Source organism: Lacinutrix sp. C3R15 (genome assembly GCF_018860825.1).
Taxonomy (GTDB): Bacteria; Bacteroidota; Bacteroidia; order Flavobacteriales; family Flavobacteriaceae; genus Oceanihabitans.
Genome location: NZ_JAHKPZ010000039.1, coordinates 24,967 through 51,922, shown reverse-complemented (window position 1 = coordinate 51,922; position 26,956 = coordinate 24,967). Strand labels below are relative to the sequence as shown.

At 31.5% G+C, this 26,956-nt stretch carries 24 protein-coding genes; 15 read left to right on the top strand and 9 right to left on the bottom strand.

Annotated features, from left to right (window positions below; translation table 11 throughout):
- Positions 1-780, top strand: a 780-nt coding sequence (locus KO494_RS15865) for a T9SS type A sorting domain-containing protein (RefSeq protein WP_215968605.1), incomplete at its 5' end; no start/stop codon positions are given.
- Positions 781-843: 63 nt separating this feature from the next.
- On the opposite strand, the gene KO494_RS15860 is transcribed toward KO494_RS15865, so the two are convergent.
- Positions 844-2,577: a M14 family metallopeptidase gene (locus KO494_RS15860; protein ID WP_215968604.1), complete on the bottom strand. Its 1,734-nt coding sequence runs from the start codon at positions 2,575-2,577 to the stop codon at positions 844-846.
- 98 nt (positions 2,578-2,675) lie between these two features.
- Here KO494_RS15860 and KO494_RS15855 point away from each other — a divergent pair, with 98 nt between their 5' ends.
- The gene (locus KO494_RS15855) at positions 2,676-4,337 is read left to right on the top strand and encodes a SulP family inorganic anion transporter (RefSeq protein ID WP_215968603.1); all 1,662 of its coding nucleotides are present in this window, start codon (positions 2,676-2,678) and stop codon (positions 4,335-4,337) included.
- Between the two features lie 106 nt (positions 4,338-4,443).
- Positions 4,444-6,624: an ATP-binding protein gene (locus tag KO494_RS15850; protein WP_215968602.1), complete on the top strand. Its 2,181-nt coding sequence runs from the start codon at positions 4,444-4,446 to the stop codon at positions 6,622-6,624.
- Here the strand turns inward: KO494_RS15850 and coaD are convergent.
- The gene (gene coaD, locus KO494_RS15845) at positions 6,614-7,072 is read right to left on the bottom strand and encodes a pantetheine-phosphate adenylyltransferase (RefSeq protein WP_215968601.1); all 459 of its coding nucleotides are present in this window, start codon (positions 7,070-7,072) and stop codon (positions 6,614-6,616) included. The genes KO494_RS15850 and coaD overlap by 11 nt on opposite strands.
- Before the next feature lie 147 nt (positions 7,073-7,219).
- On the bottom strand, positions 7,220-8,200 hold the full coding sequence (locus KO494_RS15840) for a D-alanine--D-alanine ligase (protein ID WP_215968600.1): 981 nt from the start codon (positions 8,198-8,200) through the stop codon (positions 7,220-7,222).
- Positions 8,201-8,342: 142 nt separating this feature from the next.
- On the opposite strand from KO494_RS15840, the gene KO494_RS15835 reads away from it, so the two are divergent.
- The 3 genes from KO494_RS15835 to yaaA all read left to right on the top strand — a co-directional run bounded on the left by KO494_RS15835 (position 8,343) and on the right by yaaA (position 11,065).
- The gene (locus tag KO494_RS15835) at positions 8,343-8,897 is read left to right on the top strand and encodes a PASTA domain-containing protein (RefSeq protein WP_215968599.1); all 555 of its coding nucleotides are present in this window, start codon (positions 8,343-8,345) and stop codon (positions 8,895-8,897) included.
- Positions 8,898-8,968: 71 nt separating this feature from the next.
- Positions 8,969-10,009: an RluA family pseudouridine synthase gene (locus KO494_RS15830; RefSeq protein WP_215968598.1), complete on the top strand. Its 1,041-nt coding sequence runs from the start codon at positions 8,969-8,971 to the stop codon at positions 10,007-10,009.
- 297 nt (positions 10,010-10,306) lie between these two features.
- Positions 10,307-11,065 carry a peroxide stress protein YaaA gene (gene yaaA / locus KO494_RS15825; RefSeq protein ID WP_215968597.1) on the top strand — a complete coding sequence of 253 codons (759 nt, stop codon included), beginning with the start codon at positions 10,307-10,309 and terminating at the stop codon, positions 11,063-11,065.
- Positions 11,066-11,123: 58 nt separating this feature from the next.
- Here yaaA and KO494_RS15820 read toward each other — a convergent pair whose 3' ends face one another.
- A complete protein-coding gene (locus KO494_RS15820) occupies positions 11,124-11,255 on the bottom strand; it encodes a 30S ribosomal protein THX (RefSeq protein ID WP_215968596.1) in 132 nt (43 codons plus the stop codon).
- A gap of 114 nt (positions 11,256-11,369) precedes the next feature.
- Here KO494_RS15820 and KO494_RS15815 point away from each other — a divergent pair, with 114 nt between their 5' ends.
- From KO494_RS15815 to KO494_RS15805, 3 genes are all read left to right on the top strand, one after another.
- The gene (locus tag KO494_RS15815; RefSeq protein WP_215968595.1) at positions 11,370-12,092 is read left to right on the top strand and encodes a TRAFs-binding domain-containing protein; all 723 of its coding nucleotides are present in this window, start codon (positions 11,370-11,372) and stop codon (positions 12,090-12,092) included.
- A gap of 72 nt (positions 12,093-12,164) precedes the next feature.
- Entirely contained in the window at positions 12,165-12,509 is a 345-nt protein-coding gene (locus tag KO494_RS15810) for a hypothetical protein (protein ID WP_215968594.1), read from the top strand.
- On the top strand, positions 12,509-13,162 hold the full coding sequence (locus KO494_RS15805) for a uracil-DNA glycosylase family protein (RefSeq protein ID WP_215968593.1): 654 nt from the start codon (positions 12,509-12,511) through the stop codon (positions 13,160-13,162). Before KO494_RS15810 ends, KO494_RS15805 begins: the two co-directional genes overlap by 1 nt.
- Before the next feature lies 1 nt (position 13,163).
- Here the strand turns inward: KO494_RS15805 and KO494_RS15800 are convergent, their stop codons facing one another.
- The 3 genes from KO494_RS15800 to KO494_RS15790 form a co-directional block, all read right to left on the bottom strand.
- Positions 13,164-15,458, bottom strand: a complete 2,295-nt coding sequence (locus KO494_RS15800) for a TonB-dependent siderophore receptor (protein ID WP_215968592.1) — start codon at positions 15,456-15,458, stop codon at positions 13,164-13,166.
- Positions 15,451-16,347, bottom strand: a complete 897-nt coding sequence (locus KO494_RS15795; RefSeq protein WP_215968591.1) for a FecR family protein — start codon at positions 16,345-16,347, stop codon at positions 15,451-15,453. The genes KO494_RS15800 and KO494_RS15795 overlap by 8 nt, the downstream gene beginning before the upstream one ends.
- An 83-nt stretch (positions 16,348-16,430) precedes the next feature.
- Positions 16,431-16,946 (bottom strand): RNA polymerase sigma factor, encoded by a 516-nt coding sequence (locus KO494_RS15790; RefSeq protein ID WP_215968590.1) that lies wholly within the window; start codon positions 16,944-16,946, stop codon positions 16,431-16,433.
- A gap of 144 nt (positions 16,947-17,090) precedes the next feature.
- Between KO494_RS15790 and KO494_RS15785 the strand changes: the two genes are divergently transcribed.
- The 6 genes from KO494_RS15785 to KO494_RS15760 all read left to right on the top strand — a co-directional run bounded on the left by KO494_RS15785 (position 17,091) and on the right by KO494_RS15760 (position 25,511).
- Entirely contained in the window at positions 17,091-19,163 is a 2,073-nt protein-coding gene (locus KO494_RS15785; RefSeq protein WP_215968589.1) for a LamG domain-containing protein, read from the top strand.
- A gap of 207 nt (positions 19,164-19,370) precedes the next feature.
- On the top strand, positions 19,371-20,699 hold the full coding sequence (gene ffh, locus KO494_RS15780; RefSeq protein ID WP_215968588.1) for a signal recognition particle protein: 1,329 nt from the start codon (positions 19,371-19,373) through the stop codon (positions 20,697-20,699).
- A 133-nt stretch (positions 20,700-20,832) separates the two neighbouring features.
- Positions 20,833-21,711 carry a bifunctional 5,10-methylenetetrahydrofolate dehydrogenase/5,10-methenyltetrahydrofolate cyclohydrolase gene (locus KO494_RS15775; protein WP_215968587.1) on the top strand — a complete coding sequence of 293 codons (879 nt, stop codon included), beginning with the start codon at positions 20,833-20,835 and terminating at the stop codon, positions 21,709-21,711.
- A gap of 17 nt (positions 21,712-21,728) precedes the next feature.
- Complete coding sequence (locus KO494_RS15770; protein ID WP_215968586.1) at positions 21,729-22,439, top strand: TIGR02206 family membrane protein; 711 nt, start codon at positions 21,729-21,731, stop codon at positions 22,437-22,439.
- Between the two features lie 372 nt (positions 22,440-22,811).
- Positions 22,812-23,564 carry a T9SS type A sorting domain-containing protein gene (locus KO494_RS15765; protein WP_215968585.1) on the top strand — a complete coding sequence of 251 codons (753 nt, stop codon included), beginning with the start codon at positions 22,812-22,814 and terminating at the stop codon, positions 23,562-23,564.
- Between the two features lie 207 nt (positions 23,565-23,771).
- Positions 23,772-25,511 carry a hypothetical protein gene (locus tag KO494_RS15760; protein ID WP_215968584.1) on the top strand — a complete coding sequence of 580 codons (1,740 nt, stop codon included), beginning with the start codon at positions 23,772-23,774 and terminating at the stop codon, positions 25,509-25,511.
- A gap of 3 nt (positions 25,512-25,514) precedes the next feature.
- Here the strand turns inward: KO494_RS15760 and KO494_RS15755 are convergent, their stop codons facing one another.
- The gene (locus tag KO494_RS15755) at positions 25,515-25,937 is read right to left on the bottom strand and encodes a VOC family protein (protein ID WP_215968583.1); all 423 of its coding nucleotides are present in this window, start codon (positions 25,935-25,937) and stop codon (positions 25,515-25,517) included.
- A gap of 40 nt (positions 25,938-25,977) precedes the next feature.
- Positions 25,978-26,928 (bottom strand): DUF4440 domain-containing protein, encoded by a 951-nt coding sequence (locus KO494_RS15750; RefSeq protein ID WP_215968582.1) that lies wholly within the window; start codon positions 26,926-26,928, stop codon positions 25,978-25,980.
- Positions 26,929-26,956 lie beyond the last annotated feature (28 nt).

Sequence of the window (26,956 nt, the reverse complement as noted above, 5' to 3'; positions counted from 1 at the left end):
GATGTAGCAGGAGCAGCAATAGTGGTAAGTGAAATAGATGTTTGTGCAGCTTCTGCAGGTACCATGTATAGTAGTAGCCCAATTAGTTGTTTAAGTTCTGGTGAGGCAACTATAAATGCAATGCAAAATGAAGCAGCGAATATACCTGAAGGATACCAACAGCTATTTGTTTTAACCGAAGCTTTTTCTTTAACTATAATAGGTGTTTCAGCGACTCCTGAATTTAATGTAACTAACTCTGGTTTTTATCGTATACATAGTTTAGTATATAATCCAGATACCTTAGATTTAAGTGTGGTTTTGCCAGGATCTACAACAGGTTTTGATGTGTTAAATATTATAGGCGATAACAATATTTGTGCATCTCTGGATGTACATGGAGCAATAAACCTTGTAATTGGTAATAGATGGTTTTGTTATTTCTTTAATTACTATCATAAAACTGGAATAGACGATAGTAAAACAGTAAATGCTTTTGTAGATACTTATAACAGTTTTGAGACTTTTAAAAAGGATTATATTCAAAACAATACAGAAATAAAAATGTATCCAAACCCAGTAATGAATAATTTAAATATGGATATTGTCTTATTTGATAATGAAGTAATGCGCTATACTTTATTAGATATGAGCGGAAGATTAATTAGTAATGGAACAATTAATACAGCAAATGATGGAAAAGAAAAATTAAATGTTAGTGCCTTACAAAATGGAATGTATTTAATGAGGCTACAATCAGATTACAGGACTGTAGTTAAAAAAATACAAGTCAATAAGTAAGTTTAATTGTTTAGTTACTTTTGAAAGAGTCGTTGTTAATATGTACAACGGCTCTTTCTATTTTTATTCTATACGGTAAACAGGGTATTGTAAATGTGCTTTTTCATAGTTTTCACTCTGTTTATGTAGCCAATCTAATTGTGCATACCAATTATTAGCAAAATCTTTATTATAAGATTTTTTGGTATTAAAAGCAATTTGCAATTTAGGGTTTCTTGCTAAAAGAGCTTTAGCTTTATCTTCCCAAACATAAGGTGAAAAATGTTCTTTTTGTTGTAAAATAGTATCGAAAAAATTCCAGTTAAAGAAAGAATCTGGCGCTTGTGGTTCTAAAGTTTCTAATAAATAACGAAGCGCTCTTTGATTTGTATTAATAATATAATCCCCTTTTTGAAATGTAATGTTTTTAGTAGAGGATTTTACCGAAGTATTATAATGAGGATAATGTCCTTCGTACGCTTGTTTTCTTGTTTCAAAAGCATCTATTTTATACGATTCGACTTCTATAATGGTATCGTTTTTTAATTCCGTAATTTCTACTTGATTTGCTTGTAATAAATCCATCACATGCCACCATCCTTGAGGAATGATATAGGCTCTAGGAATAGTAACGCTATCTGTTGGTTTAAAATAATTCTGATAACGTACTTCTTTAGTAAACGGTTTTGTATTGTTAAACTTTAATCTATCTTTTCCTGTTACAGTACTTGCAATTCTTTTTCCTTCAAAACCTTTAAAGTGTAATGCCGAAGCTTTAGTTGTGTCTACTTTCCAGTTTAAAGGGTAGGTTTTATTCGCGAGTAATTTTTGATTCGCATTTGTACGAAGCGCTTTAATGTTTTTACCTTCAGTTTCCGTAATTTCAAGCATACTTTTCATTAACTCATAAGTTCCTTCTACACGCTGTTTGTATGGTTTTAGCATGTGTGTTTCTACCATCATTCCTAATGTGTTAAACAGTGTTGTGTAACCAGTAGAATATCTTGGTGAATCCATAAATTGACTAAAACCAGTTTCTGGAACCGTATTAAATACATTAACATAAGGAGTGATATCCCAATTTTTAGCTGCAAGTTTTTCTTCTAAATTAGGCATCATATTGGTGTGTAAATAGTTTCCTAAATCACCACCAAGTTTGTTGTGCTGTGTAAATAAATGGGTTAATGTATATTGGTAATCAGCTCCATTACTTACATGGTTATCTATAAAAACATCAGGTTGTACTTTGTGAAATATTTCAGCAAAGGTTTTAGCGTTTTTGGTATCACTCTTAATAAAATCTCTGTTTAAATCATAATTTCTGGCATTTCCTCTAAAACCATATGCTTTTGGGCCGTTTTGGTTGGTTCTTGTGGTGCTGTTTCTATTTAAGCTACCACCAACATTATAAACAGGTATGGTTACTAAAACGGTGTTTTTTGGTATTTCTATTTTTCTGTTTACAAGGTCTCTAAATAATAGCATGGTTGCATCAATACCATCACTTTCTCCTGGATGAATACCATTATTAATGAATAGAATTTGCTTGTTTTTTCTTATTTCCTGAAAATTAAAATTCTTTTCAGGATTCCATGTAACAATATGTAACGGTTTACCAGCATCTGTTTCGCCTATAGCTTCTATAGTAACTTCAGGAAAAGCTTTGGCTAACTCTGTATAATATTGTATTACTTCAGGATAGGTTGCTGTTTCGGTGCCTTGGCTTTTTTCAAAAATAGTGGTAAAATTAAAATTAGAGTCTCTTTTTTCGGTTTTACATGCTGTAATTAAAATGAATAAGAAAAATATTTTCTTCATCTTCAAACGTTTTAGTAGATTGTTAAAGGACAAATATAGCAATATGCTCTTGCGTTTCTGTTAATTAACTTTACTTTTGCTGTTTCAAAAGTAAAGACATGACAGAGTTTATAAGAAAAATAGTTCCTAATGCAAAGGATGACGTTTTAGCAGGAATTACAGTTTCTCTAGCAATGATACCAGAAGTAGTAGCATTTGCGTTTGTAGCGCAAATAGATCCTTTAATGGCTTTGTCTGGAGCATTTATAATAGGAATAATTACCGCTATTTTTGGAGGAAGACCAGGTTTAATTTCTGGTGCAGCAGGTGCAGTTGCTGTTATATTTGTAACTATGATTGCAGATGGGCACACCAAAGGAATGCTAATGGATACTCCTATTGAAAATATGGGTTTTTTCTACCTAATGGCTTGTGTGGTGCTCATGGGAATCATTCAAATATTTGCAGGAGTTTTTAAATTAGGACGCTTTGTACGTTTAATTCCGCATCCAGTAATGATGGGGTTTGTTAACGGTTTGTCTATTGTTATTTTTATGGCTCAGGTAAAAATGTTTTCGCATAAATCCTTACAAGTTTCGGCTGCAGGTGTAAAAGAATATGTTAGCACATACATGCAAGGGGCAGAATTGTATACTATGATTGGTTTAGTGTTGTTAACTATGGGGATTATTTGGGGTTTACCAAAAATTACTAAAAAATTACCAGCAGCATTAACCGCTATTTTGGTAACGAGTCTTATTGTTATTGGCTTTAATATGGATGTTTCTACTGTAGGTTCTTATATTATTGAAGGAGGAGGAACTGGTTTAAAAGGGGAGTTTCCTACACCTAATATGGAACTTTGGGAAAAATTACCTTTTAATTTAGATACCTTAAAGTTTATTGCATTGCCTGCGTTTTTAGCAGCTTCGGTTGGTTTGATAGAAACTTTAATGACCATGAATTTAGTAGATGAGTTAACAGAAACTAGAGGAAATGGAAATAGAGAATGTGTTGCACAAGGAGCAGGAAATATTGTTTCTGGTTTGTTTGGAGGTACAGGTGGTTGTGGTATGATTGGCCAAACGGTAATTAATATTAATGCAGGAGGAAGAGGAAGATTGTCTGGTATAATGATGGCTGTTACCTTATTGTCGTTTATTTTATTTGCAGATAAATTAATAGAAATGGTGCCAATAGCAGCTTTAGTTGGTGTTATGTTCATGATGGTTATTGAAACCTTTGCTTGGTCTAGCTTTAGAATTTTAAAGAAAATACCAATGTCTGATGCAGTGGTACTTATAACCGTATCTTTAGTAACAGTGTTTGTAGATTTAGCGGTTGCAGTATTTGTAGGTGTAATAATTTCGGCCTTAGTTTTTGCTTGGGAAAATGCTAAGAAAATTAGAGCAAGAAAACGTGTTAAAGAAGATGGTACCAAGGTATACGAGATTTGGGGACCTCTTTTCTTTGGAAGCATTTTAGCCTTTAATGATAAGTTTGATGTAAAAAATGATCCTGAAAAAGTAGAAATAGATTTTGTAGAGTCTCGTGTTAGTGATCATTCTGCTATTGAAGCTATTTTTAATTTAGTAGGAAAATATGAAGCAGAAGGAAAAAGTATTAAGCTAAAGCATTTAAGCGAAGATTGTAAGTTATTACTGTATAAATCTAGCCCTAAATTTAGAGATGTTATTGTTGAGGATATAGAGGATCCAAGATATCATTTAGCTGCAAATCCAGAAGATTTCCCAAAACCACTTTCTGAGTATAAATTGTAATAAAAACGGATTTCTATATAAATTTTATTGAAAAGTATGTTTTTATTGTGTTAATCTATTCTTATGTTTTATAGGTTTGTTATATTGTATGCCATAAATTTAACCTATGAAACGTGTATTATTTGCAGTATTACTTCTTGTAACTACGCCTTTATTACTTCAAGCACAAGATATATCTGATAAAGAAGCTGATTCAATTAATGATGTGCTCTTACGCGTCAATGACTTAAATAATAAGAGTGAGTATGGTAAAGCTGTTGCATTAGCAAAGCAAACTCTTGAATATTTAGAGGATTCAAAAAGATATAAGCTTATAGGAAAAACACTTAATGGTTTAGCGTTTTCATATGCAGAATTAAAGGATAAAGACAAAGCTTTTCAATATTCTTTTCAAGCACTCGATTACTTTATAAAAGCAAAAGACACATTGAGTATTGTTGTTATATATAATGATATTGGAGTGACTTATGAAGATTTTGGCTTAATTGAAGAAGCCAATAATGCCTATCAACAAGCAATTGATGTTTCCAGATTAAGTAATAAACCCCATAAATATATAATTTACCCCAAAGTTAATATAGCTAAAAATTTAATTGAGTATTCTGGTAATTATAAAAAGGGATTGGCCTATTTAAATAAAGCTATTCATACTTCTAAAAAACTGGGCTTAGACGAAAAAAAGGACCATGTTTTTGTGCAGATTTTTCTAAGTTACGCTTATGCTTTGCATAAATTAAAACAGTTTGATGCCTCTGAAATCTATTTTCAAAAGGCATTAGATTTAGCTAGTAATGAAAAGTATTTACGTGCTATTGAAGGTATCTATAGTAAAAAAACAAAGTTGTATACAGAGGATGGAGATTATAAAGAAGCTCTTAATATGATGGGTAAATATATTGAAATTAGAGATTCTATTAATACTATAGATAATATGTCTCTAGCTAAAACCATAGAGGCAAGGTATAAAGTAAAAGAAAGCGAAGAAAAACTTAGCTATTTAACCAAAGAAAAAAACATTAAAGAAGCACAATTGGTAAAATATAACCAATTTATGGCGCTTCTTTGTATCTTAATAGCGCTATTAATTTTAACTACCTATTGGACTATAAAAAAGAATAAACAGTTACAATTAGCTCGAGATGTGGCAGAAAATTTATCTAAAGTTAAAAGTGATTTTTATTCAGAAATTAGTCACGAGTTAAGAACCCCTTTATATGCTGTTATTGAGTTGTCAAACCTGTTGCAAAAAGAAGATCTTAAGGTGCAACATAAAGAATATTTAGAGTCTCTTCAGTTCTCTGGAAATCAATTATTATCCTTAATTAATAATGTTTTAGAGCTCAATAAAATGGATTCAGAAACCATTAAAATTGAACAAACAAAATTCTATTTAAAAGATATTATTTCTAATACTATTGATAGTATCGAGTTTGCCTTGAACGAAAGTAATAATGAGATTTGTTTAGATTATGATGATACAATACCAAAAGAGCTTGTAGGAGATGCTTTAAAGTTAACACAGGTCTTTATTAATTTAATTTCTAATGCTACAAAATTTACTAATAATGGCACTATCACTGTAACTGCTAAAATGATTAAAGAGAGTGCTAATGATGTGAAAATTCATTTTGAAGTAATAGATACAGGTCTTGGTATAGCAAAGGAAAAACAAAGTCTAATATTTGAAAATTTCTATCAAGAACATGCTAAAATTGAAAAATCATATCGAGGAACAGGTTTAGGTTTGTCTATTGTAAAGGAAATTCTTAAAGCAATGGGAGGTGAAATAAAAATAGAAAGCGAAGAAGGAAAAGGTAGTACATTCTATTTTGATTTAAAATTTAATAAAGGAAAAGAAACCAGTAAATTAAATGATTTACAAAGTAAGCAATTAAAGGAAATTGAAGGTAAGCGCGTCTTAATAGTTGATGATAATAAAATTAATCAACTAGTAACAAGAAAAGTAGTAGATCATTTAAATATAAAATCTTCAACCGTAGATTCTGGACAAAAGGCTATAACGTTAATTAAAAAAGAATCTTTTGACTGTGTGTTAATGGATTTACATATGCCACAATTAGATGGATATGAAACCACAAAAATTATAAGAGAATTTAATACAGAAATTCCTATTGTTGCTTTAACTGCAGCATTTATAGATGATGTAGAAGAAAAAATAAAACAACAAGGTATGGATGGCTATATATTAAAACCTTTTAATAAGTCAGTTTTTGTAGTAACCTTACATGAAGCTATTTTTTCTAAAAACAAAGTACTTACTGTTTAACTCTAACGCTGTCAGGTACTAAAACAGTATAATCGCCATTATTTCTTATAACTTCTCTAACAATACTAGAACTTATAAATGATGTTCTTGCAGCGGTTAATAGAAAAACAGTTTCTATTTTAGATAATTTTCTGTTGGTATGCGCAATAGCTTTTTCAAATTCAAAATCGGCAGGATTACGTAAACCACGAAGTATAAATTGGGCTTTTATTTCTTTACAAAAATCTATGGTTAAACCTTTATAAGTAACTACTTTTACTTTTGGTTCGTCTTTAAAGGCTTCTTCTAAAAAGCGTTTTCTGTCTTCTAAAGAAAACATGTATTTTTTTTCAGAGTTTACACCAATAGCAACTATAACTTCGTCAAAAAGTTTTACACCGCGTTTTATAATATCATAATGGCCATTTGTTATAGGGTCAAAAGATCCTGGAAAAAGTGCTCGTTTCATATTTATTTTTAAATTCTGTAAACCTAAAAGTTTTAAACTTGTTGTTTAGGTGTTTACCGTGTAATTTATTTTATTCCCTCTAAGGGAGAATTTCTATTATCAAATATAATTATTTATAAGCGGCTTAATGCTGCTGTAAATAGCTTCTTATTTTAAAGCTTCTTCAATAGCATTGTTAAATAATTCAGGCAGTGTTATTCCTGCAACAGCAGCTTGTTGTGGTAAAATACTTTGTCTAGTTAAACCAGGAACTGTGTTTACTTCTAGTAAATGAGGTTCTCCATCTTTAAAAATAAATTCACTTCTGCTAAAACCTTTCATTTTTAAAATTTCATACACTTTTTTAGCAATAGTATTCACTTTTTCTTCTTGTTCTTTTGTTAATCTAGCAGGAGTGATTTCTTGCGATTCGCCTAAATACTTTGCTTTATAATCAAAGAAATCATTATTAGGTACAATCTCTGTAATTGGTAATACTTTGGTTTTTCCTTTATAGGTAATTACACCAACAGAAACTTCGGTGCCATCTAAAAAAGACTCTATAATAATTTCATCATCTTCTTTAAAGGCAATGTCTATAGCGCTCTGTAAGTCTTCCTTTTTATATACTTTGCTAATACCAAAACTACTACCTGCTTTGTTTGCTTTAACAAAACAAGGTAATCCTACTTTTTTAATAATGGCATCTTCATTTGTTGCGTCACCTAAGTTGATATAAAAACTTTCAGCGGTTTTAATTCCGTAAGGTTTTAAAATACTTAAACAGTCTCTTTTATTATAAGTAATACTCGCTTGGTACATACCACAACTGGTTTGAGGTATATTAAGTAATTTAAAATACGCTTGCATATAACCATCTTCTCCAGGAGCACCATGTATGGCGTTAAAAACACAATCAAAAGTAATTTTCTGCTTTGCTATAGTAACAGAAAAATCGTTTTTGTCTATTGTAAATTCAGCATCGTTTGCATCTACATAAACCCATTTGTTTTTAAAAATGTGAATTCTGTAAGCGTTATATTTATTAGCGTCAAGCAGCTCATAAACTACGTTTCCGCTTTTTAATGAGATTTCATATTCGCTAGAATATCCTCCCATAATAATGGCAATATTTTTTTTGTTGGTCATACTTTTTTAATTTCTGAGCATGCAGAAACCTTTATTAATTTATACTAAAATGGTATTAAATTTAGTTAAGCTAAAATATCATTAATTAATCAAAAGTAAAAACAGTTCTGTTTTTATATATTTGCCTATCTAAAATAAGATCATGAGTATCGTTAAATTTATTGCAAGTAAAACATTTTTAAAGCAACTTGGCTTAGCCGTTTTAGCTATAGTAGTACTAACTTTTCTTGTGTTAAGATGGTTAAGTTATACTACCAATCATGGTAGTTTTGAAACTGTTCCAGAACTAAAAGGGAAGTCTATAGAAGTAGCAGAAATAGATTTGAAATCAAATAATTTGGTAATGCAAATTCAAGATTCTGCTAATTATAATCCTAATTACCCAAAATTTTCTGTAATAGATCAAGACCCTCCTTCTGGCGAAAAAGTAAAAAAAGATCGTAAAATTTATATAACATTAAATCCTTCTGGATACCGTAAAATACAAGTGCCAGATTTAAGAGAGCGTACATTCAGGCAAGCAAAACCAATGTTAGAAGCCTTAGGTTTTTCTATTGGTAAAATAACGTATGTAGATTATTTAGGAAAAGATGAGGTGGTACGTTTAACTTTTAAAGGCGAAAAAATTAACGCTGGAGATTTACTACCAAAAACCTCTATAATAGATGTAGTTTTAGGAAACGGAAAAAGACCATAATCTTTCCGTATAAACGATTACAAAATAACAATTAAGCTTATTTTAAGCGAAGTCGAAAGACAAAATTAATAATGATAGAAGACTACACACCAGAAAACCAGAATGAACAAGATGACTTGTATGAGCATCATGCCTTTACTGTAGATAAAGGGCAGGCGCCTTTGCGAATTGATAAGTATTTAATGAATAAAATTGAAAACGCAATTCGAAATAAAATACAAACAGCTGCCAAAAACGGAAATATCTTTGTTAATGACCAACCTGTAAAATCTAATTATAAGGTAAAACCTTTAGATCAAATTCGTGTGATGTTTGAGCATCCTCCATTTGAAAACCTATTGGTAGGAGAAGATATTTCTTTAGATGTGGTTTATGAAGATGATGACCTCCTTGTAGTAAACAAACCCGCAGGAATGGTGGTGCATCCTGGTCATGGTAATTATTCTGGCACACTAATAAATGCGCTTATTTACAGGTTTGATAACCTGCCAAACAATTCTAGTGAGCGTCCAGGATTGGTGCATAGAATAGATAAAGATACTAGCGGACTTCTTGTAGTTGCAAAAACCGAAGAAGCCATGGCGCACCTTTCTAACCAATTTGCCAAAAAAACCAGTGAGCGCGAATATGTAGCACTAGTTTGGGGAAATATGGAAGAAGATGAAGGTACCATAGAAGGTAATATTGGTAGGCATCCAAAAAACAGATTGCAAAATACCGTTTATCTTGGTGATGAAGCAGATAACGGTAAGCCTGCAGTAACACATTATAAAGTTTTAGAGCGTTTAGGCTACATAACAATGGTTTCTTGCAAGTTAGAAACAGGTAGAACACACCAAATACGTGTGCACATGAAACATATTGGGCATACGCTATTTAATGATGAGCGTTACGGAGGAAACCTTATTTTAAAAGGTACCACTTTTACCAAATACAAACAGTTTGTAGATAACTGTTTTAAAATCTTACCAAGACAAGCGCTGCATGCAAAAACATTAGGCTTTGTACACCCAAAAACAGGTGCTTTTATGCGTTTTGAGTCTGAAATTCCAGAAGATATGCAACAATGTATTGAAAAATGGAAACACTATGCCAAGCATGTAGATAATTAGGCTTTTAATTACAGTAAGCCCAACCAAATAAAGTTTGAGTTGGGCGTTACACTACTTCGCAAAAGCTTTGTAGTGTCGTGCTTTACGTTATATCTTTTTTTCGTGCCTCAAAAAAGGATGCCACTGCAATCACTAACGCAAATTAGATTTCATAATAAACACTTATACTCGTATAGAATATTTCAGTTTACATCAGTTAAAAAGTAAAGAAGTAAGTTGTAAATTTGAGGTATAAGAAAAAGAATTTTAATTAAAAGTTGTGTCTTCCGTTTTTACGGAAATAAAAATAAATACGCCATGAAACTAGTAATATCTCCAGCAAAATCTTTAGATTTTGAAACCCAATTGCCAACAACAAAAAGTACAGAAGCTATTTTTTTAAACGAAGCAGAACGCTTAAATAAATTGCTTAAAAAAAAATCAGCAAAAAGCTTATCTACGCTTATGCATATTTCAGATAATTTGGGGCAACTTAATTTTGAGCGTAATCAAGAATGGAACCTGCCTTTTACAAAAGAAAACGCAAGACCTGCAGTATATACTTTTTCTGGTGATGTGTATAAAGGCTTAGATGCAAATACAATTCCAACAGATAAGTTAGACACCTTACAAGATACCGTTCGTATCCTTTCTGGGCTGTATGGTGTGCTAAAACCATTAGACTTAATACAAGCCTACAGATTAGAAATGGGAACCAAAATGCCAATAGGTAAAAACAAAAATTTGTATGAGTTCTGGAAAAAGAAAGTTACAAAAGCTTTAAATGAAGAACTGGAGGAAGGTGAGTTGTTTTTAAACCTGGCAAGTAACGAGTATTTTAAAGCTGTAGACGTAAAAGCATTAAAAGTACCAGTAATTACTGCAAACTTTAAAGATTTAAAAAATGGTAAGTATAAAGTAATATCCTTTTTTGCAAAGCAAGCAAGAGGTGCAATGGCTAGGTATATTATAGATACAAATGCCAAAACCATCGAAGATTTAAAAGGATTCAATTATGATGGTTATGGTTTTAGTGAAGCAATGTCAACAGAAAAAGAACTGCTGTTTATTAGGTAATAAATAACCTGAAAAGACAGTAACTTGTTGTTAGCTGGTTTAAAAAAATAAGTAAAGACTAGGCTTTAGCCTTTTTAGTAATATCTATCTTAGCTTCTGGTTTTATACGCTTTTTTATTCTTGGTCTTCTCGCACCAAAAGTACCTCTGTGTATTTTACCACGTTTTGTTTTTTTGTCTCCTTTACCCATAAATATTTAATTTTTTATCTTCCTTAAAGTAGGAAATTTTCAATTACATTTAAAATACAAAATTTATATTATTTTTTGTATCATTTTTTTAGCTTTAAAAATTATTTAACATCTATGTATTTTTATTTTATAGTAGCCTTGCAAGCATTTTGTATCTATCATCTTGTTAAAAATAGAAGAGCGTATTATTGGGTTTTCTTAATAATCTTCTTGCCTCTTATTGGTTGTGCTATCTATTTAATAACACAAGTGTATAATAAAAAAGATGCCGAAAAAGTATCTGAAGAAATTGTTACCATACTTAATCCTACCAAAAAAATAAAGGACTTAGAAAAAAAGCTGGAATTTGTAGAAACCTTTCAAAATCATGTGAATTTAGCAGATGCATATTATGAAATAGGAGACTATAAAAATGCAATTAAACAGTATGAAGCAGTTTTAGATAAAGACCACCAACATGATTTTTATGTTATTAGTAGTTTAATAAAATCTTATTCTAAAACAGAAGATTTTAATGTGGTGGTACGCTATGCAAAACAAATAGAGAATCAACCTGAATTTAAAAAATCAAAAATACAATTTCTTTACGGCTTAGCGTTAGAAAAAATAGGTCAAGACCAAGAGGCAGAAGCACAATTAAAGGCAATTGATGTAAGGTATTCTAATTATCAGGAACGTTTGGTTTTGGCAAAATTTTTAAAGGCTAAAAATAAAACAGAACAAGCAAAAGATATTTTAAATGAAATCTTTGCAGAATCTAAAAACATGACAAAAACCAATAAAAATAAATATAGTGCTACTATTGCAGAAGTAGAAAAACTAATACATACATATTAATTGGTTTTTAACTAAATAGGCGCGCTATTCTTTTGTTTGCATAATAAACAAAGAAATTATAAAAAAAGTAAAATGAGTACGGAAGAAAAAAAAGTAGTTTGGTCATTACAAAATAACAAACGTACAGAAGCAGAACGAAATGTTTTTAAGCCAACAGGTGTTAAGAAAAAACAGCTTTCCACATTACAATATATAATTATTAGCTTGCTAGTTGTTTTAATTTCTAGTTTTTCATTAACGTTTTTGGCAGAAGAATCATCAAAAATCTGTTTTATACCTAGTTTTTGTTTTCAGTCTAAAGAAAATACTTTACTATATACGCTTTATATTTTTGGCAATATACTTATTGTATTACTTGCTATTATAGTTGCTTATAGTATTGGTAAAAAAATAGGAGATAAAATAAAAAAAGAATAGTGTTTTTACACAAACATCCATACCAGCCATTCATACAAAAAGACACCAAAAAGTTAATTGTTGGCACGCTTCCTCCACCAAGATTTAGCCTTGGTGAGTTGTTAGAAAAAGACGTGCATTTCTGTTATGGGAGTTACTATAATTCGTTGTGGCTGTATCTAGATAAAATTCATAATTTAAATTTACGTTATGATAATTCACAAGCAGCTATTAACGAACGAAAAGCTTTTCTTATACAGCATAAAATAGGGGTTTGCGATATTGTTGCATCCTGCGAACGTGAAAAAATAGATGCTTCTGATTTGGGTATGCAAAACATTAAACTTCGAAACATTATTGGCTATTTAAAAAAACACCCAACCATTGAAACTCTTTTGTTTATTGGTGGAAACTCTAAAAACGGACCTGAATATTTTTTTAGAAAGCATATAAAAGAATATAATATAAAATTAAATTTAGTTTCTAATGAAGTGCCAAGAGTGCATCAGTTTTATTTGCAAGAAAGAATAATCAAAACGGTTTCTTTAACTTCTTCCTCAGGATCTGCAAATAGAGCCATTGGCAGTATGCCTCTATATAAACAACTTAAAGCAAGTAATCCTAAATTTAATACGTTTGATTTTAGAGTAATGCAGTATCAAGAATATTTATAATCTAAAAATACAAACGAAAGCTTAAATTTGGTGTAATGCCTAACGATTGGTTTTCTACTTTCGAAATGTTGTCATCTGTATCTAAAACATAGTATCTGTTAATCGTGTTTTTAGTGTTAAAAAGATTCCAAACAGAAGCGCCAATTTTAGCACGAATTCCTTCCGAAATTTTTAAATCTTTAGTTGCCGAAAAATCGACACGTAGATAATCTTTTAAAGAATTATTGTTTGGTAAACTGTAATTAATTTTACCAGCTGTAATGGTGTTGTCAGGTGTGGTATAAGGCTTTCCAGAATGCCAATTTACACCTAAGGCAAACTGGAATTTGTTTACTGTGTAGGTGTTAGAAAAATTAACAGCGTGTGGGATGTCTGCATTATTAGGAAAAGGGTTTTCGTTATTCAAGTTCTTAAACCTGTAATCGTTTTTGCTATACGAATAACTTAACCATGTATTGAAATTGGTAAACTGTTTATGAATTAAAAAATCAATTCCTTTTACTTGATAGCCTCCTATTGCTTTTACATACTGAAACTGGTTTTGAAAGCCTTGGCTTCTGGTGGTGATACCATCTACTTCTTTATAAAAAACTTCCGCACTAATTAGTAATTTATTCTTGTTGTAGTTTAATCCTAAAGATGCTTGTTTACTTTTTATGATTGGAATATCGGTGTTGTTTGCTAAAATCCAACGACGTTTTTCTATTCCTAAAAAATCATCCTGTAAATCAATGATTTGCGAGGAGGTTTGACTCTTAAATTCTCCAAGAAGTTCTACTCTAAAATGATTGGCAAACCGTTGGCTAAAACTTATTCTTGGTTCTGCTAAAAAGGCATCTAATTTTGGAATGAAATTAAATCGTATTCCCGCTTTTGCATTGGTGTTTTTGTTGTTAGATATTAGTTGTCCTTCAGCGAAAGCAGAATGACTTCTAATAACTTCCTTGATATAACTTCTAAATACTGGATTATTAACGTTTTCTAAATTACTAATGCCGACTTCAAAAAACTGATAGCCAATTTGAAGGTTCGTGTTTTTATTAACATCCCATTTTGTGTCTAGTTTTATAGCGCTATCAAATACTTTGTTTTCTTGAATTAAACGTTGGTTATTCAGAATGTCAAAATTCTTGGCATCTAATTTATAGTTAGAAATGGATGCGTGTAGGTTAGACGTTAATTTAGAACTCCATGTTCTTGTGTAGTTAATGCCACTAGCCAAATTACGCTGAATAAGGCTACTGTTTAAAGATTCATTAACATTGTTTATGGTAGATTGCTCTTCGTAATCTAAATTGTTATGAATGGTTAAAAAGCTAATTTGGAGTTTGTCTTTTTTAGAAAGGTTTACTAGCAATTTTCCTGAGAAATCATAAAAGTAAAAGTTTTCGTTTTTAGATATAGTATTGTTTTGTTCTTCCTGATTACTTTCAAAATCCGAATCTTGAAAAATGCGTTTAAAATACTGCTTGTAAGTTGGAGCAGTTACAAAATCGGTAAACGAACGTCTTACTGAAAGTTGTAGCTCTGCATGTTTACCAATTGGCGTTTTTATGTATCCATCGGCATGCACTAAATTAAAACCAGCTCCAGCTTTAAAATCATTTTGAAGGGTTTTAGATAATTGCATATCGATAACACTAGAAACACCATCTCCATATTGTGCTGAGGTTCCGTTTTTAGATACATTTACTTGGTTGGTTAAATACGGATTAAATGCGGAGATAAGTCCGAAAAAATGACCAGATTGATACATTTTAATACCATCCCAAAGTATGAGGTTTTGGTCGTGTGTTCCGCCTCTAATATTAATATTAGAAACCGTTTCATCTACACTTAAAACGCCAGGAAGCGCTTGGATGGTTTGCAACACATCGGGTTCTATTAGACCTGGTAAAATACCAAATTTCTCTGGTTTGATGGTAATACTTCCCGAAGTGTTTTTGTTTATTCCTGTGGTTAAATAATTCGTAATTACTACTTCTTCTAACCTTTGAATGGTAAAAGGTTGCACTTCTTGTCTTGCAATAGTGATAAACTGGTTGTTTAATTTGTTGAATTTTAACTGTGTTTGTTTTTCTAAAGCAGTTAGAATAACCTCTAAGTTTTCATGGCTATCCAAAAACACTTCAATATCTTTAATCGTGCTATCTGCATAAGAAAAACTAACTTTAAATTGTTGCTCGATTATAGTCAATACTTGCGCTAGAGGTAGCTTTTTGTTTTGTGAAAAAACAGTCAAGTAACCCAAAAAAAAGAAAATTAATAATAGCGCAATTTTTAGCGGTTTATTCACGCGATAAAATAATGGTTTTGTTTGTTTTTGTATAGCTTAATTGTAAAGGTTGCGTAATCGATTTTAGTGCAATGTCTATGTTTTTATGTGTAAATTTTCCTGTATATAAGGTATTGGTTTCAATATTGGTAGTATCAAATTGCACATGGTATTGTCTTTCAAATTCTTCTAAAACCTTGTTTAAAGGTACGCTTGAAAAAGCACTAATATGGCTTAGCCATTCTGGTTGTTTGACGAAAGTAGTTGTAGCTGTTGTCACTTTTCCATTTAATATTAAAAAAGAATCTCCAGCTTTTAAAATAGACTTTCCGGTATTGTAATTTATTTGCACGCTGCCTTCGTAACAAACTACTTCAAAATAATCTTCACGTTGTTTTACATTAAATTGAGTACCTAAAACGGTTATCGTTCCTGCGTCTGTTTTTACATGGAAGGTGCTACCTTTTTCCACTTTAAAGAAAGCTTCGCCATCTAGAGTAATGGTTCTGTTTGTATTCCAATTCTTTTTATTGAAGCTAATTTTAGAAATTGCATTTAAATGTACCAAGGAATGATCAGGAAGCTCGATACTCGATTTTTCAGCAAAATCTGTAGTAAAAGAATGGTCTAAAGTTGTGGTGTAATAGTAGATACCCAAACAAATAGCTAGAATAGCTGCGACTTTTAGCATGGGTTGAAACCATTTCTTTGTAGTCGATTTTTTCGCATTTATACCGCGTAAGGTGGTTTCTAAAACTGCCTCTGTATCAAACTCTGGAGCCTTAAAACCTTTGCTGTATTTGGCTAATTTAGTTAACGACTCATAATCTTCAAGCGCTTCAAATGCTTGAAGTTCTTTCGGACTTAAATCGTTATCTAACCATTTTAAAATTAATTCTTCTTTATTCATTGTATGCTATTCAAGTATATAACAAGTAGGGGTTAAAAATTCCTACCTTGAAATTAAAACTATTATTGCTGTAAAAACAGAAATCATAATTCTTCAATATCTTCTCGTAATTTTTTTAAAGCACCATAAATTCGTTTTTCAACTGCTTTGGTGCTAATATCTAAAAGCGATGCAATTTCTTTAAATCGTTTTCCTTCCACACGATTCATTAAAAAAGCAACACGTTGTGCTTCGGTTAAATTAGCAATGGCATTTTCTAGTTTTTTGCGGTATTCCTTTTCTTCCATTAAAAATTCTGGCGACTCATTAGAATGCTCTGAGGGTTTTATTTTCTGATGTTTTAAAACTACTTTTTGATGTGCAACGGCATTCAGCATTAAATTATTTGCTACTGTATATAAATAGCTTTTTGCTTTTTCAGGAGAAACAGTATTGCAATTTTGCCAAAGTTTTATAAAAGCATCTTGTACTTTGTCTTTAGGGTTTAAATGATCCCCAAATTTATAATACAAAAAGTGATGCAAGTCTTTAGCATATTTGTTAAATAGGGCGTTGAAACGATTTTCATTACAGACATTATTGTTTAAAGACTTTTGCATTAATAGATAAAAAGGTTTCTGCAAAGTAGGAATAATTTTTTTTAAAAGTCAAGGTAGGAATTTTTTAAGCGAAGATGTTATAGTAGTATAAGGCACATAAAAGTTGCTATGAAAAGAAACAGTTATTAATAAAAAAACTTAATTATGAAAACCAACCAGTTAAAATTTTTCTTTTTTTTCTCCTTGCTTTTTTTGTTGTTATTTTCGGCATGTCAAGAAGAAGTAGTAGAGATTACAGACCCAGATAATGAAGAAACGATTGCGCCAAATTCCAATTTGGCTAATTTAATGCGTAATGTTGCTTCTAATGATGGTTCTATAGATAATATTATCGATTATGCCAATTGTCTAGAGGTTGCTTTGCCAGTAACCGTTACTGCAAACGGTGTAACAATAACCATAGAAAGTATTACAGACTTTGATGCTTTAGAGTCTATTTTAGATGCTTTTTCAAATGACGACGACGACGTAGAAATAACGTTTCCAATAACGGTTATTTTTAATAATTATACCCAATTAGTTATTAATAATCAAACCGAATTAGAAGCACAAATAGAGAATTGTAATGACGAAGATGAAGAAGATGATGATATGGAATGTATCGATTTTCAATTTCCTATTTTCATTTCTATATATAATACAGCTTTTCAGGTTATAGATACGGTTACCATACAGGATGATGAAACCTTATATACTTTTATTGAAAATTTAGAAGGAGGCGTTTTAGCTAGTATAAACTTCCCAGTTACCATGTTGTTAGCTAACGGAGATACCGTTGTTGTAGAAAACAACGCAGAAATGGAAGCTGCCATTGAAGCTGCAGAAGATACTTGTGATGAAGATGATGATTACGATTGGAATGACGATGATGATTGTGCTGAAGCATATATTGCGTCTTCATTGATAGAATGTCATTGGAATTATGTTACAAGCTTATATGCAACTTTTGTTGCAGAACATTTTGTCTTTTTAGAAGATGGAACCGCAGAAATTTACAACGATGTAACTGGTGATTTAGTAACTACAGGAACTTGGAGCTTGTCTTCAGGTAGCAATATTACTTCTTTAAACCTAGAGTTTAATTTAGAACCATATGCGTCTTTAAATTTAGTTTGGGAAATGATTTCATGTGATGATGATAGATTTGAATTTTTTAATGAAAATAATAGTTTAGTGTTAGAACAGGATTGCGAAAATGATGCGATAGAAGATTGTAATGTAAACCTTGCCGAATTAGAAGGCTTGTTATTGCAATGTGAGATAGAAGCATATACTTATGACGCTTCTGATAATATTTTAGATGAAAATTATTTACTGTTTGAAGCTAATGGAGAAGTAATTGTTAATGGAGAACTTGCTGTTACAGAAGTTGGTTCTTGGACGCTTATTGAAACTAATTCTAGTTATGCATTAACTATTGGCGGATTGGCTTCTTTTGATTTATTAAATGGAGAATGGTTGCTTTTGGGATGTGAAGAAGATGCATTTATCTTTAGTCAGGAAACAAATTCAGGTAATATAATCATTTTGGAGCTCGAGCAAGATTGTCAAGATTGTAACAATCCAGAAGTTTTAATAAACGATTTGGTTATATATATGCCTTTTGCAGAAGAAGCTCACGATTTAATAAGTGGTTTTAATACAGAAAACGTTACCAACACATTTGTAGAAGATAGAGCAGGGAATTCTTCATGTGCTATAGCTTTTTCAGGAAATGATACATTAGAAATCCCTGTGAATACAAACAGTCAACTGATACAAGGAGATAGTTTTTCTATAAGTTTATGGTTTAAAATGCAAAATACAACGGCAGGAGATTTAGAACTGTTTTTTAGATCACCAGGAAATGCAACACAAGGGTTTCAATTGGGAGTTTATGATTTAAATACGCCTTTATTTGCAGATAATACAAGTTTTTCTCTTTGGGATAATGACTGGAATGGTGAAGTAGATGTAGCATGGGAAAACACCAATTGGCATCATCTAGTACTAACAGTAGATGCGGATAATACCGTTAGACTATATAGAGATGGTGTACAAAGAAATATCGATGAAAACTCAAGTCTAAATATTGGTTCTCAAGCTTCAGATAGATATATTATAGGGGAAGGATTTGTTGGTCATCTTGATGATTTAAGAGTGTATAAAAGAACTTTAAGTCCAAATGAAGTAGGAGAGTTATTTAATTTGGAAGGAGAATGTTATACCTGTTTATAAAAGAGGCTTAGCGAGTGACTTATTAATAAAAAAGAGGCTTCTTAAAAGAAGTCTCTTTTTTTTGTTTTTAATTGTGAAAACTAAAATAGAGCCAGTTGTTTTATAAGGATGTAATAAATATGCTTTAATTCCAATTAAACAAGCTTTTCAATTAAAGAAAAACAAAATATTTCTTTACTTTTGCAACTATTGAAATAAAAAAAATTTATGTTTAATAATTTAAGTGAAAAGTTAGATAAAGCGTTACATGTACTAAAAGGGCATGGAAGCATTACAGAGGTTAATGTTGCCGAAACCTTAAAAGAAGTGCGTAGAGCGTTATTAGATGCCGATGTTAACTTTAAAATTGCGAAAGAATTTACCAATAGAGTAAAGGAAAAAGCACTTGGACAAAACGTATTAACTAGCCTGCAACCAGGACAGTTAATGGTTAAGCTTGTTAAAGATGAGCTTACTGAGTTAATGGGAGGTGATGTAGAAGGTCTTAATTTAACAGGTACACCAAGCATTATTTTAATGTCTGGTTTACAAGGTTCTGGAAAAACAACTTTTTCTGGTAAACTTGCTAATTATCTTAAAAATAAAAAAACAAAGAAACCTTTATTGGTTGCTTGTGATGTGTATCGTCCTGCAGCTGTAGATCAACTGCATGTAGTAGGAGATCAAATTAAGGTTGAGGTTTTTAGTGATAAAGGAAACACAGATCCTGTGGCTATTGCACAAGCAGGTATAGCTCATGCAAAAGCAAACGGACACAATGTAGTAATTATTGATACTGCTGGTCGTTTGGCTGTAGATGAAGCCATGATGACCGAAATTTCTAATATACATAAAGCAATTCAGCCACAAGAAACCTTGTTTGTAGTAGATTCTATGACAGGTCAAGATGCTGTTAATACAGCAAAAGCATTTAATGATGTTTTAAATTTTGATGGTGTAATTCTTACCAAGTTAGATGGAGATACTCGTGGTGGAGCAGCAATTTCTATTAAATCTGTAGTAAACAAACCTATTAAGTTTATTGGTACAGGTGAAAAAATGGAAGCTATTGATGTTTTCTATCCTTCACGTATGGCAGATCGTATTCTTGGAATGGGAGATGTGGTTTCACTTGTTGAAAGAGCACAAGAACAATTTGATGAAGCGGAAGCTAGAAAACTGCAAAAGAAAATTGCCAAAAATCAATTTGGTTTTGATGATTTCTTAAAGCAAATTCAGCAAATCAAGAAAATGGGGAACATGAAAGACCTTATTGGAATGATTCCTGGAGCTGGTAAAATGATGAAAGATATAGATATAGATGATGATGCTTTTAAAGGTATTGAAGCCATTATTCATTCTATGACACCGCAAGAGCGTACTAACCCTAGTGTTATTAATGCAAGCCGTAAAAAGAGGATAGGTAAAGGATCTGGTACTTCGGTTCAAGAAGTAAACCAGCTGCTAAAGCAATTTAATCAAATGTCCAAAATGATGAAGATGATGCAAGGTGGCGGCGGAAAACGTATGATGAACGCAATGAAAAACATGAGGTAACTCATGTTTTTTTGTTTGTAGTATTTTGTAAATAAAAATGTGTCTCCTCGAGCGCAGTCGAGAGATTTCACTTATAATTTGATATGTATTAAGGTCTCGACTGCGCTCGACCTTAAAGATTTAAAATAACAACATGACAATTTTAGACGGAAAAAAAGTAAGTAACGACATTAAAGATGAAATTACTGAACAAGTAAAAAAAATGGTGGCAAAAGGAGAAAAAGTGCCACACCTAGCTGCAATTATTGTTGGTAATGATGGAGCAAGTTTAACCTATGTTGCAAGTAAGGTTCGTGCTTGTGAGCGTGTTGGTTTTGAGTCTACAATGGTAAGAATGTCTAATACCACTAGTGAAGTAGAGTTATTAGATAAGATTGAGGAGTTAAATACTAATAGCGATGTTGATGGTTTTATTATTCAATTGCCATTACCTCCACAAATTAACACACAAAAAGTGTTAATGGCAGTGAATCCAGATAAAGATGTAGATGGGTTTCATCCAATGAATTTTGGTAAAATGGCATTAGATATGTCTACCTTTATTCCTGCAACTCCATTCGGTATTTTAGAGCTTCTAGATCGTTATGGTGTAGAAACTAAAGGAAAACACACTGTAGTTATTGGTAGATCACATATTGTAGGTAGACCAATGAGTATTTTAATGGGAAGAAAAGGTTTTCCAGGAAACTCTACTGTAACCCTTACACATAGTCACACAAAAAATATTACACAAATTACAAGTCAGGCAGATATAATTATTTCGGCATTAGGTGTGCCAAATTTCTTAAAAGCAGAAATGGTAAAAGACGATGCTGTTATTATAGATGTTGGTATTACGCGTGTTGCAGATGAAACAGCAGCAAAAGGATACGTAATTACTGGTGATGTAGATTTTGAAAATGTAAGTAAAAAAGCAAGTTTTATAACTCCTGTTCCTGGAGGAGTAGGGCCAATGACTATTGCTATGTTGCTTAAAAATACTCTTTTAGCTAGAGAAAGACATATGCAGTAAACTGCTTATATTGCAGTATGAATTTTCTGCAAATTTTAATAGTAAACTTACAGCGAGTAACTATTGGTAGTGTACAACATGTATTGCCAATAATACTCGCTGTTTTGTTTTGCGTAATTTTATTTCGTTTTGCTAAAAAGGCTTATCAAAAACAAAAAGAACGCATTTTTGGTATGCTTGGTATTTTTGTTTCTTTAACAATAATAGCTTTTCATAGTTATAAAATAAGTTTAGGTAATTATAATGTTTCTACAGATTTGCCTTTGTTTTTGTGTAGCTTCCTTGCTTTAATTATTCCTGTATTTACACAATATAAAAAATACTGGATGTATGAAGTTTTGTTGTTTTGGATAATTGCAGGAACCTCACAAGGTGTAATTACTCCAGATATAGCAGAAGGTTTTCCTAGTCTTGATTATTTTAGGTATTGGATAGTGCACTTAGGCTTACTCATAATTGTTTTTTACGCAACCATTGTATTAAGAATGCGGCCTAAATTAAAAAGTGTATTTAAGTCCTTTTTGGCATTACAAATCTATATGTTTCTTTTAATGGGTGTTAATTACCTGTTAGATGCTAATTATTCTTATTTAAATCAAAAACCAGAATCTGCTTCTGCTTTAGATTATTTTGGAGATTGGCCTACGTATCTTTTTGTCGTTGAAGCTTTGTTGCTACCTTTCTTTCTTCTTATATATTTTCCTTTTTACTGGATTAAAAAAAAATAGTTTTTTAAATAAATTGACCTTTAAATGGTTAGCGTTTATTTTTATAGAATACTTCTTTTTTTTCTGAAAATAGAAATGTTTTTTATCAAGAAATGTTACAGTAAAACTGTTAGTTTGACTTTTTTAATTCAAAATAAAACTATTTTTTGTGTAAATGTTTGTTTTTTAGTCTTTTGAGGTAGAGGGATAATGCAAAAATACCGTTTGTATTTTGTAGGAAAATCAATACGTATTATCTTTTTTTCAAAATATAATATGTTTTAATAGTTATTTGTGTGATTTTAATAAAAATACAAAGGGTTTTAAAAAGGTGTTTTTTATAGAGTGAGTTTTTGCTAACTTTAAAAAGTATAACAATAATAAATATATTTTATGAAAAACAAATTACTTTTTTTAGCAACAATTTTTTGTGTGTGTATTGCTCAGGCTCAGAATACTAGCGCAACAGCACCAACTGTAGATGGATCTGGTTCGCTGGCAACAATTTTAGGTGTAACTTCACTTACAGCTTCAGGTTTACCAACTACTTGTACAGATGATTCTGGAGCAGATAGTTTTTATAAACATGTGGTTTCTGCTGGTGAAAACTCAGTGACTATTGGTTTAAGTACTAGTGTAGTAGGTTTGTCATTAAATACAGATGTAAGGTATCAAATTTTAAAAGAAAATAATACTGGTGGTTTAGATGCTGTTATTTGTAATTCTTATAACATTTCTGGTTTTGTAAGTGTTTCTGGTTCTTTTTCTGAAACAATAACAGGTGTTTCTGAAGGAGATGTGTTTTATTTACGTTTATTTAACCCTTCTGGTTTCTTATCAAGTGTTTTAAGTTCGCTTTTAGGAGGTTCTACGTTAGCAATGACGAGCGTGTATGACCCTTCACTAAGTATCACAGCTCATAATGATGCTGCATTTAAATATGTGGTTACTAATGATCAAGTGCAATTATTTAATAATGTAAATTATAATACATTTGAAATCTATGCAATAGATGGTAAACGTGTAATTGAAAATACATCAAATGAAGTTGTTAATACTATTGATATTTCTAGCTTAAATAGAGGTGTTTATGTATTAGTACTTAAAAAGGATACAACAAGAAAAACAATTAAATTTGTTAAATAATTTTGTGTAAATTTTTAAACAATAAATAGCACTTGTAGCGTGTTATTTTGTAAATGAAGTAGGTTTAAAAGTACTTGTTAGTAAAGTGCTTTTAAACCTACTTTTCTTTTTTTGTTGGTTTGCAAGCAATAAAATAGGAGATAGTTAAATAAATATTGCTTTACCATTATAAAAATAATGAGTATCTTTTTTGAAAATATATTCTTTATGAAATTATTAAAAGTAGCTTCCTTTTTTTTAGTTGTTTTTTTATTTACTTGTACTTCACCTTCCAAGAAGGAAACATCAAAAAATAAAATTGAGGTGTCTTTTTCAGATGCTGTAAATACACAAAACTTAGATGGTAGGTTATTGTTGATTTTTGCAGAAAGTGAAGAAACAGAACCGCGTTTTCAAGTGTCTGTAGGACTAGATGCACAACCCATTTTCGGCCTTAATGTAGAGGATTTAAAACCCAATGAAAAAGTAACGTTTAATGATACTGTTTTTGGGTTTCCGTATAAAAGTTTATCACAAATAAAACAAGGGGTTTATTATGTACAAGCCGTTTTACATGTATATGAAACTTTTAATTTATCTACAGGTCAAACCGTGAAATTACCAATGGATAATGGCGAAGGCCAACAATGGAAAACCTCTCCAGGAAATTTATATAGTACACCAGTAAAAGTAACCGTTACTGAAGATGGTATACAAGACTTACATGTTGTTTTAGATCAGGTTATTCCAGAAATTAAAGCTCCAGAAGACACAGCGTGGATAAAGCACATTAGGTTAAAGTCAGAATTACTTTCTGAGTTTTGGGGTAAAGACATGTATTTAGGTGCGCATGTGTTGTTGCCAAAGGGTTTTGATGAACATCCAGAAGCTAAATACCCATTAATGGTTTTTCATGGTCATTTTCCATCAGATTTTGGAGGGTTTAGAACTACGCCTCCTGATGCTAATTTAGAGCCTGAATATTCAGATAGGTTTCAATTAGAAGGATATAATATAATACAGCAACAAGAAGCTTATAATTTTTATAAACGTTGGAATGAACCCGATTTTCCTCGCTTTTTAATTATAGAAATTCAACATCCAACACCATATTATGACGATTCGTATGCAGTAAATTCTGCTAGTCAAGGACCTTATGGAGATGCTATAACCTATGAGTTAATTCCGCATATAGAAAAACTTTTTAGAGGTCAAGGCGAGGGCTGGTCTCGCTTTTTGTATGGAGGTTCCACAGGTGGTTGGGAGGTCTTGGCAGTGCAAGTAAAGTATCCAGATGCGTATAATGGTTGTTTTGCAGCTTGTCCAGACCCAATAGATTTTAGAGCTTATTGCCTAACAAATATTTATGAAGATGACAATGCGTATTATGCAAAGAGCAAGCATAAAAAGATGGAAGTTCCGTCACATAGAGATTATTTAGGAAACGTGAGTGCTACTGTAAAAGAAGACAATCACTTAGAGCTGGTTTTAGGAGATAAGTCACGATCAGGTGGGCAATTTGATATTTGGGAAGCTACCTATTCGCCACAAGCAAAAGATGGCTATCCAGAAAGAATATGGAATAAGTATACAGGAGAAATTAATAAAGATGTTGCGCAGTTTTGGAAAGAAAATTACGATTTGCGCCATGTTTTAGAACGCGATTGGGATAAGCTTGGCGAAAAGTTAAAAGGTAAAATTCATATTTACTGTGGTGATATGGATAATTACTATTTAAATAATGCCGTGTATTTAATGGAAGACTTTTTAGAAAGTACCACAGATCCTTATTATGATGGTGAAGTAGATTATGGAGATCGAGCAGAGCATTGTTGGAATGGTGATCATGAAAACCCTAATCATATTTCTAGATTGCGATATAATAGTATGTATGTGCCAAAAATTATGAAACGTATTTTAGAGACGGCACCAGAAGGAGCAGATTTAACAAGTTGGCGCTACAAATAATATTTACTTGGCAAATAACTGATTTATATCTTTAAAGGCTTTAAACTCTAACGCGTTACCTGCAGGGTCATTAAAAAACATAGTAGCTTGTTCGCCTGCTAAGCCCTCAAAACGAAGGTATGGTTCAATAATAAAAGGTATGTTTTTTTGTTTTAAGTCTTCCGCGAAAGCGTGAAAAACATCCCAATCTAAAACTACGCCATAGTGTGGTACAGGAACCGCTTTTCCGTCAACAGGATTAGTAGTTGTATCCTCGTTGGTTTTTGCTTTGTAATGTATCACTAATTGGTGGCCAAAAAAATTAAAATCTACCCAATGCGTACTACTTCTGCCTTCTTCACAGTTTAAAACGTCTCTATAAAATGTTCTGCAGTCTTCTAAATTATGTACAGGAATTGCAAGGTGAAAAGGAGAGATTTTAGCCATAATAACAAGTGTAATTTTTAGAAGTTAAAAGTAAGTAAAATTACTCTGAAACGGTATTCCAGATGTCTAAAAGTATTTTCCAGTCGTTATTTATTTTTTTCCATACAATAACATATTTACCTTTCCAAGAAACTTCTTTTTGCTCTTTTGTTAGTGTTTTTCCTTCGTAATAGCCATAATCATAAGCAAAACTGTCTTTAATTATTATTTCTGAAGGGGTTACTTTATGGTATAGTGTTTTTACGCCTTCTGGTAAAACCCATTTCTTTTTAATGTCTGTTTTTCCGGTAATAATTGTAGTGTTATTCGGAAAAATTTTAGCATCATCTGTATATTTATCAACTAATGCATCATAATCTGCTTGCATGCATGCTAGTGAAAAAGCTTCGGTATTTTTTCGAATAATTTCTTCGTCTGAAAGTGTTTTGTTTTCTTTAGTACAATCAATTTTCCAGAAAGGATACGTGATGTTTCCTGTTTTATCTATCCATTCACCAACCCATTTATAACCGGAATCATTAATATCATAAAAGGTTAATCTGCTAAATCCTTCAGTTCCATTTGGAGCGTTCTGTTCTTTTAATAATATAATATTACCAGCTTTATTTTTGTTGCCTTCCCAAGTGGATAAAGAGGTGGTTGGAGATCCTGAAGAATAATAATGTACATACCATTTGCTGCTGTCTGCTATAAATTGGCGGATGCTTCCAGAGTGTTTTCCATCTGCTTTTATGGTTTCATCTTGTACTGCATTACCATTCATAATATATTTCCAACGCCAAATCATATCTACTGGTTCTGCCCAGGTTTGGTCCTGTTTTCTAGATGTAGATTTGCAATTACATTCGCCAATTAAGGCCTGATAATCCTTGGTTTGTTCTGGAGCTTCAGGGTTTACTTGTCCATAAGGAAATGTTTCAGAAGCTTCATATTCATTTTGAGCAACAATGCTTAATGAGAGCAAAAGTAGGAGTGTAGTTAGTAGTTTCATATGTTCAATTTATTCGTTTTTAAACTGT